At 56.7% G+C, this 13,914-nt stretch carries 13 protein-coding genes; 9 read left to right on the top strand and 4 right to left on the bottom strand.

All coding sequences use genetic code 11. The features are described from left to right. Nucleotides 1-93 precede the first annotated feature (93 nt). Nucleotides 94-1,140, bottom strand: a complete 1,047-nt coding sequence (locus VFU50_20505; GenBank protein HEU5235251.1) for a hypothetical protein — start codon at nt 1,138-1,140, stop codon at nt 94-96. 180 nt (nt 1,141-1,320) lie between these two features. Between VFU50_20505 and VFU50_20500 the strand changes: the two genes are divergently transcribed. The 3 genes from VFU50_20500 (at nt 1,321) to VFU50_20490 (ending at nt 6,040) form a co-directional block, all read left to right on the top strand. Then, complete coding sequence (locus VFU50_20500; protein ID HEU5235250.1) at nt 1,321-3,822, top strand: RNB domain-containing ribonuclease; 2,502 nt, start codon at nt 1,321-1,323, stop codon at nt 3,820-3,822. 118 nt (nt 3,823-3,940) lie between these two features. Further along, nucleotides 3,941-4,213, top strand: a complete 273-nt coding sequence (locus VFU50_20495) for an oxidative damage protection protein (protein ID HEU5235249.1) — start codon at nt 3,941-3,943, stop codon at nt 4,211-4,213. A gap of 3 nt (nt 4,214-4,216) precedes the next feature. Beyond that, entirely contained in the window at nt 4,217-6,040 is a 1,824-nt protein-coding gene (locus tag VFU50_20490; protein HEU5235248.1) for a glycosyltransferase family 39 protein, read from the top strand. A 24-nt stretch (nt 6,041-6,064) separates the two neighbouring features. On the opposite strand, the gene VFU50_20485 is transcribed toward VFU50_20490, so the two are convergent. Then, nucleotides 6,065-6,829, bottom strand: a complete 765-nt coding sequence (locus tag VFU50_20485; protein HEU5235247.1) for a DUF4197 domain-containing protein — start codon at nt 6,827-6,829, stop codon at nt 6,065-6,067. 138 nt (nt 6,830-6,967) lie between these two features. On the opposite strand from VFU50_20485, the gene VFU50_20480 reads away from it, so the two are divergent. The 3 genes from VFU50_20480 (at nt 6,968) to VFU50_20470 (ending at nt 9,290) form a co-directional block, all read left to right on the top strand. After that, nucleotides 6,968-7,768 (top strand): VOC family protein, encoded by an 801-nt coding sequence (locus tag VFU50_20480; GenBank protein HEU5235246.1) that lies wholly within the window; start codon nt 6,968-6,970, stop codon nt 7,766-7,768. 232 nt (nt 7,769-8,000) lie between these two features. Beyond that, nucleotides 8,001-8,417 (top strand): GntR family transcriptional regulator, encoded by a 417-nt coding sequence (locus VFU50_20475; protein ID HEU5235245.1) that lies wholly within the window; start codon nt 8,001-8,003, stop codon nt 8,415-8,417. 3 nt (nt 8,418-8,420) lie between these two features. Beyond that, on the top strand, nt 8,421-9,290 hold the full coding sequence (locus VFU50_20470) for a slipin family protein (GenBank protein HEU5235244.1): 870 nt from the start codon (nt 8,421-8,423) through the stop codon (nt 9,288-9,290). Between the two features lie 78 nt (nt 9,291-9,368). Here the strand turns inward: VFU50_20470 and aceA are convergent, their stop codons facing one another. Then, nucleotides 9,369-10,799: an isocitrate lyase gene (aceA, locus tag VFU50_20465; GenBank protein ID HEU5235243.1), complete on the bottom strand. Its 1,431-nt coding sequence runs from the start codon at nt 10,797-10,799 to the stop codon at nt 9,369-9,371. A 240-nt stretch (nt 10,800-11,039) separates the two neighbouring features. On the opposite strand from aceA, the gene VFU50_20460 reads away from it, so the two are divergent. Continuing rightward, nucleotides 11,040-12,650 carry a hypothetical protein gene (locus tag VFU50_20460; GenBank protein ID HEU5235242.1) on the top strand — a complete coding sequence of 537 codons (1,611 nt, stop codon included), beginning with the start codon at nt 11,040-11,042 and terminating at the stop codon, nt 12,648-12,650. A 108-nt stretch (nt 12,651-12,758) separates the two neighbouring features. On the opposite strand, the gene VFU50_20455 is transcribed toward VFU50_20460, so the two are convergent. After that, nucleotides 12,759-13,022, bottom strand: coding sequence for a hypothetical protein (locus VFU50_20455; GenBank protein ID HEU5235241.1), 264 nt, complete (start codon nt 13,020-13,022; stop codon nt 12,759-12,761). A gap of 256 nt (nt 13,023-13,278) precedes the next feature. Between VFU50_20455 and VFU50_20450 the strand changes: the two genes are divergently transcribed. Beyond that, entirely contained in the window at nt 13,279-13,506 is a 228-nt protein-coding gene (locus VFU50_20450) for an AbrB/MazE/SpoVT family DNA-binding domain-containing protein (GenBank protein HEU5235240.1), read from the top strand. Beyond that, nucleotides 13,503-13,913 carry a type II toxin-antitoxin system death-on-curing family toxin gene (locus VFU50_20445; protein ID HEU5235239.1) on the top strand — a complete coding sequence of 137 codons (411 nt, stop codon included), beginning with the start codon at nt 13,503-13,505 and terminating at the stop codon, nt 13,911-13,913. The genes VFU50_20450 and VFU50_20445 overlap by 4 nt, the downstream gene beginning before the upstream one ends. Nucleotide 13,914 lies beyond the last annotated feature (1 nt).

Raw genomic sequence — 13,914 nt, 5'->3', positions numbered from 1 at the left:
TATGCGCGAACCGCTGTTCTTTTACAAGATGACTGAAGGCTTGTAGCAGGATGTACAGAGGCCAGACCCACTCTGGCCTCTGTTCAAGTAAAGCTAGCGCGGGTTCTCATCTTTGACGATCGCCTTCGCAGTTTCTGCCGTATGTTCATCGGCTTTCACTGACGAATCGGTGGTAGTCACAGAATCGGCCTTTGCGGCTTCAACCGCATCCTTCTTTTCGCCGGCTTCGATCTTGGCGGTCTCTACTATGTCATTCTCGTTTTTGGGCTCGATCTTCACCGTAGCCAGAATTCTCTCCAGCTTAGTGAACAGATCCTTGTGCTCGGAGTTTGATACAACATTGACATCCTGCTTTGGTTCAGCATTCACCAACATGCCGAACTCGTAGCAAACGCCTTTGTCGGCCGACGCTCCCGGCACGAAGCGATGATAGTAGCGGATTAGGGTCTGGTCGTTCTGCTTATCAAGTTCGGAGTACTCCACGCCGCGAAAGCTAGTCTTCACTCCTGGCACAAACACTGGCTGTTGATTGGCGGAGCCGTCGGTTTGCAACTCGTCCGAACCGGTTTGGGAATCGCCAGGGAACTGGCTGCACTGATCGGCAGTCAGCTCCTGATTCACGTTTAGAAGAAATAGATCGCCCAGTTCATCTTTCTTGTTGCTCGGTAATTCGATCGCCGCGAGGGTTGACCCGCCCGGACCTACGTAGCTCATCGGCAAGCGATCCTGCGAAGTTGAATCCTTCTCAGCTTTCTCGCCGGCCTTCAGCACGGCTTTGCGCGGATAGAGGAAAGAAACTCCGGAGTCAGAGTCCTTGAAGGTCCGAACCGACGCTCTCCTGACGGGACCTTTCACCGAGATCTTCTTTCCCGTTTCAGGCTGGTTCACCGCGGCCCGGATCGCGCTCGGCGTTGTCTCCGCGAGGTTCTGGTTAGAAACGCTCTGTGGAACCGGCTGGCTCTGGTTCGCGCTTTGGTTGTTGCTCTTACTTTTTCCGCACCCGGCAGTGCCGAGGGCGAAGGCGGTAATCAGCAAGGCAGCGAATGGGGCAATCACTGCTTTGCCGCTGGGAACGACGCGCGTCACCGCATTGGCCGCGACGTTCATTGAAGTTGAAGAGATCCGGTTGAAGTGTTTCACGTTGTCACCTCCGCTGCTTGCGCAGTCGCCCACAGAATTGCAAGGCGTCTTCCAAGATGACCTGCATTGATTTCACGCGACTTAGTGCGCAATCGTGAGCAGCAGCGCGTTTCTGCCGGTACACGGCTGTGTCAGCGTGCACACAAGTCGCCAACAAAGAGGTTTTCGTACAATCCCGATATGGCCACTGATCGCGAGATTCTCGCGCGCATCGCGCGACAGCCGAACCAGGCTGCCGGATTCAAGCAACTCGTCCGCGAGCTTCGCCTGAGCGGCGGATCCGAACGGCGCGATCTGGAACATCGACTGCATAAGCTGGTTGACCGGGGTGAGCTTGTGAGCACCGGACGGGACCGCTTTGGTCTGCCGACCGCCGCAGCGAAGAAGAACCTGGTTGCCGGGGAATTGTCCGTTCATCGGGACGGCTATGGCTTCGTGCGCCCGCGCGATCCGGCAGTGCGCGACCGGATTCAGGGCGACATCTATATATCTCCGCGGGACATGAACGCCGCGATGAGCGGCGACTCTGTCCTCGTCGAACTCGGATCAAGTCGCGGAGACGGCCGCGTCGAAGGGGTGATCATCAAGGTGATGGGCCGGGCACATCCGACGGTGGTCGGAACGTTTCATTACGGCGACCGTTACAACTACGTCCAACCTATGGACGACAAGCTTGCTGATCCGATCATGATTCCGCGCGGGATGGAGATTCCCGAATCTACAGCTAGGGCGGGCCATGCTCCCTCACCACCCGCACCCGGCCGCGAGTCGCGGCATCGCGTAATCGGCAAAGAATCCCGACGTACTCAGCACTCCGATCTCGAAGACATGGTCGTCGATGTCGAGGTAATTCAATGGCCTTCAGGTACGCAGAATGCGCGCGGAAAAGTCATTGAGGTGCTCGGTTACGAAGATGATTTCGGCGTGGATGTCGAGATCGTCATTCGCAAGCACCATATCCCTCATGTTTTTCCCGCCGAGGTGTTGGAGGAGGCTGAGGGGTTCACGGCCGTATTGGATCGACGCGAGGTCACGCGGCGCAAGGATTATCGCGATCTACCGATTGTGACCATCGACGGCGAGACTGCGCGCGACTTTGACGACGCTGTGCTCGTCCGCAAACTGGAAAACGGCAATTACGAGCTGCAGGTGCACATTGCGGATGTCGCTCATTACGTGACCGACGGCTCGGCTATCGACGCCGAAGCGGGGCTACGAGGAACCTCGGTTTACTTCCCAGATCGGGCCGTGCCGATGCTTCCGCTGGAGCTCTCGACCGATATGTGCAGCCTGCGTCCGCAGGTCGAGCGGCTGGTGCTCTCCTGCATCATGGAGATCGATCATGCCGGCGAGATCGTCGGCTACGAATTGCACGAAGGCGTGATCCGCTCCGCTGCTCGCATGACCTACAACGAAGTGCAGGCGATCCTCGACGGCGATCCGAGCATGCGCAAACAATACGCGCATCTAGTAAGCGAGTTTCAGCGCATGGAGGAGCTGGCGAAGATCCTCAATCGCAAGCGCGAGAAGCGCGGCTCCATCGATTTCGACATGCCTGAGCCCGTGATCGAGTTTGACGAAGCCGGACTCATGCGCGGCGTTACACGCTCAGAACGCAAATTCTCGCATCGCATCATCGAAGAGTTCATGCTTGCTGCGAACGAATGTGTCGCGGGATATCTCGAAAGCCATGACATCGCTTCGCTATATCGCATTCACGAGAAGCCTGATGCAAAGAAGGTTTATGACTTCGAACTGCTAGCGGCCGCTTTTGGGTATTCGCTCGGCGTGTCGTTGCCTGTGCGGCGATTTCAAACCCGCGGAGAACGGCGTGAGCGCCACGGCAGTGGACGCAATCCTCGGCAACACGAAATTCCCGAAGAGGTACACATAACGCCGCGTATGTACCAGAAGCTCACGGAGAAGATCGCAGGCAAGCCGGAGGAGCGAATTCTTTCTTACCTGATGTTGCGCTCGCTCAAGCAGGCGCGCTACTCAGAACAGAACGAAGGCCACTTCGCGCTGGCCGCGCCCACGTACACGCACTTCACCTCGCCCATTCGCCGCTACCCCGATTTGATTGTTCACCGCATTCTGAAAGCTGTGCTCAACGACAAGATGGATGGACACAGTGGACGAAGTGGACACGATGGACAACGTGGAGCCGGGCGCCCTCGCCCGGGTGTTTCCCACTCAAGCGAAAATGCCTCGCCCTGGTCGAAGCGCAGAGAAGAGGATGAAAAACAAAAGAAGCAGCCAACCGAAATTATTCCGCTCGATGCACTCCACGACATCGCCATCGGCTCCAGCATGACTGAGCGCCGAGCCGACGAGGCCGAACGCGAGCTGATCGAATGGAAAAAGATCAAGTTCATGCAGAACAAAATCGGCGACGAGTTTCCGGCGCTTATCGTGAGCGTGACCAAGTACGGCCTGTTCGTGGAGATCGAGGATCTCTTCGTCGAAGGTTTAGTGCCAATCGGATCACTCTCGGACGATCGCTACACCTACCGCGAAAACACGCGGCAGATTATCGGCGACCGCTCTGGGCATGCGTACTCAATCGGCGATCGCGCGCAGGTCATTCTTGACCGGATTGATCGTGTTCAGCGGAAGCTGCAGTTCGCGATTGCGGAAGAAGAACGAAAAACCAAGAGGCAAACACGAAGGTGGCGAAGGTAGAGCAGTAAGGTCACGAAGCAGCTTTGTGACCTCCTGCTTTGCCTCCGTGACCTTCGTGTTCGCTCTTGCCCGGTTCTTGTAAAATCGTTTGTTTAGCCACGGAGGAGAGTAGAAGCACATGGCACATATGGTGCGGTGCGTGAAGTATGGCCGGGAGATGCAGGGCCTCGACGAACCGCCTTTCGACAACGAACTCGGCCAAAAGATTTACGAGAATGTCTCGAAGCAAGCGTGGGCTGATTGGGGCGAGCACCAGAAGATGTTGATGAACGAATACCGGCTGCAGCCCTGGAAGAGAGAAGCGCAGGAATTTCTGGCGCAGCAACTGCAGGCGTACTTCTTCGGCGAAGGTTCCCAATTGCCGCAAGAATACGTCCCGCCTTCAAGATAGAACTTGGCAATAGCTCCCCCACCCATAATCGAACTGCGTCCGCCGCAGGTCTCTGCCAATACATGGCCTGAAGTTCTTCGCCGCTACTGGCCGGCGTGGTTGGCGGTTTTTCTTATCTTCTGCTTCGTTTATCTAGGCTCTCTCTCCTCGCCTGCAATCTTCGACGACGCTGACGCCACGCATGCGGAAGCCGCGCGAGAAATGGTGGCGACTCATGACTGGGTGACGCTGCATGTCGATGGCATTCGTTACTTGGAGAAGCCTCCACTCCCATATTGGCTCGTCGCCTCGTGCTATGAACTGTTCGGGGTTAATGAGACATCAACTCGACTTCCGACGGCGATCACGATCTTTTTATTAACGCTGCTCGCTGCGGACTGGTCCCGACGAGCTTTTGGCGTACGGGCGAGTATCTATGCTGCGCTGTTTGTAGTGACGGCGATCGGGTTTTATCTCTTTACGCGCATTCTGATTCCCGAAGCGTTGCTGGCACTCATGATCGCGGGAGCGCTGTATTTTTCCGTGTTGGCGCTGGAGCGCGGAAACAGGTCGCGGCTTTGGTATGCAGCTTACGTGTGTTTAGCACTGGCTGTTCTCGCGAAGGGATTGGTCGCGATCATCTTCGTAGGCGGAACTCTGATCGCGTATCTACTCGTGACCGGCGAGTGGAAGCGCTGGCGCGAATTTCATCTGTTCACCGGCACGTTGCTGTTCTTATTAATCGCAGCGCCCTGGCATATACTCGCCGGCGTCCGCAACACGGGATTCTTCTGGTTTTATTTCATCAACGAGCACGTGCTGCGATTCCTGGGCAAGCGGTATCCGAAGGACTATAACAAGCTGCCGGCAATCGCCTACTGGACTTTGCACTTTGTGTGGCTGTTTCCGTGGAGTCTCTTCCTCGCACGCGTAGTCGAGAACTTGCGACAGCGCGCAAAAGAGCGCGCTCCTACTGAATGGACCTTCGCAGATCGCACGCGCATGATCTGCCTCGTGTGGTCGGGCCTGATTCTGGTCTTCTTCGCGATCTCGACCAATCAGGAGTACTACACATTCCCTGCCTATTTACCGTTGCTCCTGCTCGCCGCCGACGCCCTGAGTTCCGAGCGCATTCGCAGTCGCTGGAGCACGGTCGCGTACGCAATGCTTTCCGTTCTGGGAACTGCAGCGGGCGTGGCGTTGATTGCGGGTGTGTGGTCTTCGCGGCATCTGCCGGTACCACCAGATTTGGGAGCAGTCCTCGCCGACCGCCGCGTCGCCGATAACACGCTCTCAATGTCCAAGTTCTTCGATCTGACTGGGGCGGCGTTTGCCGGTTTGCGTCTCCCAGCGTTGCTCGCTGCTTTCGCTCTGCTGCTCGGCCCGCTGTTCGCCTTGATCATTCATCGCCGCTCATCACGAACTGCGGTTTGGACGCTCGCCATCAGCTCGGCCACGTTTCTATTCGCCGCACATATTGCGCTGGTTCGTTTTGGTCCGTTCATGTCTTCGCGGATTCTTGCGCGCGACATCCAGCGCGAGCTTCGTCCAGGAGACGAGGTAATGATTTACGGCGACCAGGCATATGGGTCTTCACTGACTTTTTACCTTCAGCGACAGGTGCTGCTCGTGAATGGACGAAGCACTTCCCTGCTCTGGGGATCCAAATATCCTGACGCTCCACACATATTCCTGAACAGTCAAGATCTACTGAGGGAATGGAGCGGCCCACATCGCGTATTCCTCTTCGTGACCGCGGACGACAGTGACAAAGTCAGGTCTATTCTGGGAAATGATCCCCGCGTCTTCGCGGAAGTATCCGGCAAGCAGATTCTGAGCAATCAGTAGCCTGTGCAGCCTATCGCCTATTGCCTATTGCTTATTGCCGCTTCCAAACACTTCCTTCAACAACGACGTAGTCCGCGCCATTGGGTCTTTGCGGATCTTCGTCTCTTCTTGAGCCATCACATAGAAGAGACCGTCGACGGTCTTGCCGACGACATAATCGTCGAGATCGAAGTTCTGGCTCGCGGCAACTCGTGCCGCCATGGGATTTTTCATGAGCTGATCGTACTGGCGCACCACGCCAACGTTCTCCATCGCCTGATGCACAATCGGCGCGAAGGCCTCGCTGAGCTGCTCTGAACTCTGCCGCTTGAAATAGTCCGTTGCCGCCGTATCGCTGCCGGAGAGGATCTGCCGCGCATCAGCGAAGCTCATTTGTTTTACCGCATTGATAAATATCTGCTTGGCCGCAGGCGTCGCTTGCTCGGCAGCGCGGTTCATGCCGACTTCGAGCGCGTCCACCTGCGATCCCATGCCGACAAGTCGCAAGCCGTTGCCGACTCTTTTGAGCTTATCGGGCAGCAGAATCCTGATCGCTTCGTTCTCGAGAAAGCCATTCGGACGTCCTGTCGAGGCCACAGCGTTCCGAGTGCTCACGGTCAATGCTTCCTTTAATCCAGCAACGATCTTGTCGTTCGTGAGACCGTTTACGCTGGTTGAGTGTGCGGCTTTGGCGCGTTGGAAAATTTTGGCGAGCGTCGATTGCGCAGTGCAGACCTGAAACGCGACAACCGAAGCGAGCGCGGGGATCAGGACAGAGGCAGCCTTTCGAGCGAGAGACGAAGTACGCATGGTGTTCTCATGAGAATAACGAGCCTCGAGCGTGCGCAGAAGACACGAGAGGTCATGACCTCGTGTTCTCATTTATCAAAATCCACGCACAACGAATTTGTCAGCGTTGTAGCCTGTGAACGCCCAGGCGGCTCACCCATGCTGACCAATCTTGTAAGCCTCTTTCTGCTATTTGCAATGCAAGCGACGCCGGCTCCAAAGCCGTCGCCGAATCTCGCGGGAATCGCGCATGTAGCGTTTCACGTAACTGACGTTCCCAAATCGCGCGAGTTCTATCGCGCTCTCGGATTCGAAGAGGCGTTTGCGTTCAACGATCCGGGCAAGCCGCCGGTGTCATACGTGAAGGTGAACGATCGCCAGTACATCGAGCTGTACCAGCGCAAAGACCAATCGCAGCCGCTGGGACTCATGCACGTCTGCTATGAGGCGAGCGATCTCGAATCGCTCCACGCCTATTACGTTGAGCAGGGAGTGGACGCGCCTGCCCCCCGCAAAGCTCGAGCCGGCAATCTTCTGTTCGTCCTCCACGATCCCGAAGGACAGACCTTCGAATTCACGCAGTACATGCCTGGCTCACTGCATTATGAGGCGCGCGGCATGCATCTCGGAGCGAACCGCATTGGAGACAAGATGGTGCGCCCAAGCGTGCCGGTGAAGGATTTGGATTCCGAGCATTCCTTTTACAAGAAGCTGGGCTTCGAGGATGCAGGTTCCGAAAATGGAATTCGCCTGCGCTTGCCTGGGGATTCTGGTGAAGGAATTCAACTCCAAAGCAACAACGCGCCTACCGAAGTCGTGTTTGCAGTCCCTGATGTGAAGCGCGCAGCCAGCGAATTGCGGAAACGCGGTCTGAAACCTGAGGAGAATGCCGACTCAGTTTCGGTCGCCGATCCAGATGGGGTTGTGATTGTGTTTGCGCGTACCAAGGGTTCGCGGTGAAATCTGATATTTCCCACATTTCAAATCTCAGCGGCATCGACATTCCACGATCATTTTTGAGTAACGCGCCGTTTGCGGTACTTGCAGCAGAATTCGCGGGCTCCATGGACGGGATTCAGGCTTGTCCGGAGTGAAGCGCAGGGGGCCTTCATCGACAGCCAAGACAGCGTCAGTTCCGGGGCAACCAATGCATTCCTTGACTGTTCTATAAAACTAGTACATTATATGTACCGTGAGTCCCGCACTCCCAAAACGCAAGCCGTTCCGGTTCGAGCTTGATGTCCATAGCGGGGTGCCGGTGTACCGGCAGATCATTGACCAGGTTACGGGCGGACTCGCTGCCGGCGCGCTAGCTGCAGGCGATCAGCTTCCAACAGTGCGTCAGCTTGCTGTGGATCTCGCGATCAATCCGAATACGGTGATTCGTGCTTATCGCGAGCTGGAAATCCGCGGAATTCTGGAGACGCAGCAAGGGACAGGAACTTTCATCAGCAAGCAGAAGGTAAATCACAACGACGCTGACCGGCGCCGCCGCCTCGATCAACTCGTCGCCGATTTTGCGGCGCGCGCGGGCGCAGCCGGATTCACGGTCGAAGAACTCATCGAACAACTCGAAGAGATGCGGAGCGAAGTAAGAAAGCGAAGGTGATTTATGTGGAACATCAATCAAAATCGGATCAGCGGCACGGCGCTGGCGTTATGCGTCATCTCCATCGGAATCGGATTTGCGCTGATGATGGCGCTGGGCAGCCGCACGGGTTTTTATGTGTGCCTGGCGGTGGGAATTTACCTGCTGTTTGCCATCAAGGTCGCTGATCAGTGGGAGAAGGTGGCCGTGCTGCGCTTCGGACGCTACGTTGGCCTGCGCGGGCCAGGCCTGTTCCACGTCGTTCCCATTGTGGATCGCCTGAGCCGCTTCGTCGATCAGCGTATCCGCGTCGCCAGCGTAACCGCTGAATCGACACTCACGCGCGATACCGTCCCGGTGAATGTGGACGCAATCGTCTTCTGGATGGTGTGGAACGCGGAGAAGTCAATTCTCGAAGTTGAAGACTTCGTGCAGGCGATCACGATGAGCGCGCAAACTGGACTGCGCGAGTCAATCGGTCGTCACGAACTTTCGCAGATGATCACCGAACGCGAGACGCTCGGCCGCGAGTTGCAGCGCATCCTGGACGAGAAGACGAATCCATGGGGAATCACCGTACAGTCAGTAGAGATTCGCGATGTACGCATCCCCCAGGCGCTCGAAGACGCGATGTCGCGTCAGGCCCAGGCAGAACGCGAGCGACAGGCACGTATCATTTTAGGTCAAGCTGAAACCGAGATCTCCGACAAGTTCTCGCAGGCTGCGGCGACTTATCAGGACAATCCTGTCGCGCTGCATCTGCGCGCGATGAACATGCTTTACGAAGCCATCAAAGAGCGCGGCTCGATGGTGATTGTGCCTTCGTCGGCAGTCGAGACGATGGGGTTGGGTGGAAGTCTTGCAACGGCGGCTTTGGGCGGCGCGAAACCCTAGCTCAATCAGTTGGCGGCTCCGCCGATGGTTCTCAAGCGGAGCCGCTGTTGCGCGCAACTGGCGGCCAGAGATCAGACTTTAGTCGCCTGAAGGCATTAACGCGATTTCTTCCTCTTCAGTTGCAGGAAAGCTTTCCTCCGCATGGAAGCTCGGCGCCGATCCATTTGTGTGTGAGTGGCCATTGCCGTTCCTGACGTGACCGTTGGTTCGGATCGCGCCTGCATGACGATGGGTCGGCGTTGCCTCGAACTGCTCTGTTTCCGTGGATCCCGCCAAAGCGCACGTCGATGTCTGTCCCGAGGAAATCACAGTGGCGACGGAGTCGAAGTATCCGGTTCCGACAAAGCGTTGATGCTTCACCGCGCCGTAGCCATGCTTCTCCCCCATTTGGAATTCGCGCTGCTGAAGCTGCGAGTAGGCAGACATTCCGCTGTGCGCGTAGTCACGCGCCAGCTCGAACATGGAGAGGTTCAGCGCGTGGAATCCAGCGAGCGTCACGAACTGAAACTTGTAGCCCATCTTGCCTAGCTCGCGTTGGAAGTCGGCGATCTCGGTTTCGGAGAGCTTCGCCTTCCAATTGAATGACGGCGAGCAGTTGTACGCAAGCAGCTTGCCCGGGAACTCGGCGTGAATGGCATCGGCGAAGCGGCGCGCCTCTTTCATGTTGGGTTCCGAAGTCTCACACCAGATCAAGTCGGCGTAGGGAGCATAGACGAGACCGCGCGCGATAGCGGCGTCGAGTCCGCCGCGCATGCAGTAAAAGCCTTCCACGGTGCGCGCGCCGGTGATGAACTCACGGTCGCATGGATCGCAGTCGCTGGTGAGCAGTTGTGCCGAATTGGCATCGGTGCGCGCGACTATCAGCGTCGGCACTCCGAGAACATCGGCTGCTAGACGGGCTGCGACCAGCTTCTGAACGGCTTCCTGCGTGGGAACGAGAACCTTCCCACCAAGGTGTCCGCACTTCTTCGCGGAAGAAAGCTGATCTTCGAAATGCACGGCAGCCGCGCCGGCTTCGATCATGGCTTTCATCAATTCGAACGCGTTCAGACATCCGCCGAATCCGGCTTCGGCGTCGGCGACGATGGGCAGCATCCAATCGATGCCGTCGCGCCCTTCGCTGTGCGCAATCTGATCCGCACGGACAAGAGCGTTGTTGATGGCGCGCACAACGGCGGGCACGCTGTTCGCGGGGTAAAGACTCTGGTCAGGATACATCTGCCCGCTGAGGTTGGCGTCTGCTGCCACCTGCCATCCGCTAAGGTAGATTGCCTTCAGACCAGCCGCAGCCATCTCGACAGCCTGGTTTCCGGTCAGTGCGCCGAGAGCGGCAATATATGGCTCGTCGTGCAAGAGTTTCCAGAGCTTTTCGGCGCCGGCCCGGGCCAGCGAGTACTCGATTCGGACCGTTCCCCGCAAGCGATCTACGTCGTGATTTGAATACGGACGAATAATGCCCGCCCAGCGTGTGCCATTCCCGTTTTGATTTATTTCCTGAGTCCGAATCATACGTTCTCTCCCAGCCGAGGATTGCTTACTGCCTCAAGCGCACCTCATTAGAAGCCAGAATTGAGCAGAGAGCAATCCATGTAGCCCGATTCGGACCAGTGTCTTTAAGGCCTATATATGCTGATGCAAGAGTCGTAAACAATTGCATATATGCGACTTATATTTACACTTAAGCTCATCAGCAATGTGCACTAGAGATTCCCAATAGACCGATATGGATGAGAGCGGTACAATTCCGGCATGGCCGGACTCCTGGAGGAACTGACTCGCGATCTGAACAGAGCTGTGCGCGAGCGACGCATTGAAGACGGATTTCGACTTCTCGAAAGTTCCTCGTCCATTGTCGAACAGGCAGACTCGAGCGAAGCCGATGCCGCAGCCATCGTGCTCTGCGTGGCCGAGTGGGTCGATGCAGGCTACTCGGATCATCGCCTCATAGAATCTTTGCTCGCGCGCTTCTCCATGGACTACCGGCGCCAGATGCCGGTTGCGGAGTACTTGCTGCTGCGCATGGCCGAGGCATTTTCCTGCATTGCAAAGGAAGACGCGGATTCCGCGATCTCCCTGCTGCAATTTGTCCTGCAGGCTGAACGCGAACTAAACGATCCGAGATTGATGGTGCTGTGCCATTTCTGGAAGGGACGAGCGCACCGCAAAAAAGGGGAGTACGAAGCGGCATTGCACGACATCGCCGAAGCTCGACGCCTCTCTAGCCGTGTGAAGGAATCGAAGCTTACCGCTCTGATTCACATTCAGGAAGGCTGGATTGACTTCCAGCTTGGTCGTCCCAAAGAGGGACTGCGTGTACTCGACCAAGCCGAGGCTGAGTTGAAGCAAACCGATGACTATCTGGCGCTCGGCAACATCGAATCGGCCCGTGGACGCATCGTGCGCCGCTCGGGCGAATACGCACAGGCGCTGCATCATTTCGATCGCGCCGTAGCCGTCTACGCGCAACGTTATCCCAACCACCGCAATCTCGCGCGGGCATTGGTCAATGCCGCCTACGTGAAGCGCTTGATCGCGCTGCAGCTTCGCAAGCAGATTGACGCGCGCGCCGCAAGCTCAGCCAAGTCAGGCGACGGCGAATCGCGCGGCGGCGCTCACGCTCGGTACACCAAGCTTTGTCGCGATGCTCTTGAACAACTTCATCGCGCTGGAGAAATCTACGCGCATCATCAGCACCACGGCGGGACGGGCACCGTGCTGGTCAACGCCGGACAGCTACATCTCGATCAAGGGGATATTGATCGCGCGGCGCATGAAGCGCTGAAAGCTTACGAATTGGCGCAACAGAAGCATGATCACATTCTCATGGCCCGCGCTCGCGTGCTGCAGTCGGCTGCAGAAAACGCCCGCGTGGAGGATGAAACCGAAGATTCCGATTTGGCGCTTCATGCCAATCTTGCACGTCAATACGCCGAGGAGGCCATTGCACTTGCGACGCAAACAGAAAATCGGCGTCTCAAAGCCGGAGCCTACCTCGCGCGCGGCAGCGCAGCAGCGAACGACTTTTTCCAAGATTGGGAAGAGGCGAAAAAATATGTCGAGCTTGCCTCCGCGCTGATCGGCAGCGAGGACCGCGATCATCTCTGGGAAGAAATGGCAATGCTGAAAGCGCGAATTCTGCGTATATCGAAGATCGATGACACGCTGCGCACCTGGTCGGAAGGAATGCTAGGGGACAAGACCTTCCAGCAGGTCACAGAGGAATTCGCCGAGATTGTGATTCCAAAAGTGTGGGCACGCGAAGGGCGGAAAGTACTGCGTGTAGCAAAGAAGTTGTCGGTCTCGCCCAAGAAGGTCCGCCGAATCCTGCGGAATGCTGGATTACTCACAGCAGAGCGATAAATCACAAGCGATTGCGGAAACTGGATGGCGAAGGACGACTACCCCGATGATGGAGTGCGCCGCTCCTCGTACCACACAACGAGCGGCGCACCTGATTGGATAGTTGATTTATGCGACTTTGCTGCTTGCGGTCTTCAGGCAGGCCGCGACATCGCCCAGGACCTTGTCATAGTCGGCCGTAGTGGCGCGTTCTACGTGAATACGAGCGCCTTTGATCCCAGCCTCCTCCACCAGTCGCTTGAAGTCGAACTGAACAAAGTTTTCAACTTGCTGCCGCGTGAGGAACGCGATGGGAACACTGGCTGACTGGCCGGACGAGGTCTCGATTCTTACGTTGTAGGGAAATTCGGGCTGCTGCGCTTCTGTATTCAATGCACCACCTCCAAAGGGGCCGGGGAATTTCGCTTCGAGAGCGAATGGAAGTGGCGGCAAAGCGAACATACCACAGGTTGCTCGCCAAACCGAGCAAGAAATTTAAGGCGCGAGTCGGGTGCACAAACTCATAGTGAGTAATTTGATCCGCGAGAAGACAGCCAACGAGAGCAACTATGAGTCTGAGAGCAGACATTCCGGTTGCCAATGAGCTTTTGAGTTATTACAATTGTAATAACGTAGCTGAAGGTAGCCTATGGTCGAGCTCAAAGTCCGAAAATTTGGAAACTCGCTTGGAGTGGTTTTGCCAAGGGAGGTAATCAGCCGTCTCGGCACAGGCGATGGTGAGCCGTTGTTTCTGGTCGAGGCTCCAGAGGGCGAATATCGGCTTACGCCCTACGACCCGACATTCGCGAAAAAGATGCGGAAGGCCGATGAGATCATGCGCCGATATCGCAACACGCTACACGTGCTCGCCAAGTGAAGGAACCGCTGTGGATCGACGAGCATGACGCCTTGACGCTGCACGATCGCCTCCTTGGCCTGCATGGCGGAGCAGCGGGAGTGCGTGATCGTTCTTTGCTGCAGTCGGCATTGGCAAGACCGCAACAGCATTTTGCGTACGGCAAATCTCTCGACGTAATCGCGCTGGCCGCGATTTACACCGCTGGGCTCTTGCGAAACCATCCATTCATTGACGGTAACAAGCGCACGGGTTTTGTTACGGGAATCCTTTTTCTTGAACTGAACGGCTATCGCTTCACCGCAAGCGAAGAAGACGCGGCGCGCGCAGTCATCGAACTGGCGAGCGGCAAACTCGACGAAGCCGGCTACACGGCTTTTCTTCGCGCACACTCATCGGCGGATAAAGACTCGCGTAGAAAGAAGTGAA

The organism is Terriglobales bacterium, assembly GCA_035764005.1.
Lineage (GTDB): Bacteria > Acidobacteriota > Terriglobia > Terriglobales > Acidobacteriaceae > Gp1-AA112.
This window is presented reverse-complemented; position numbering and strand designations above follow the sequence as displayed.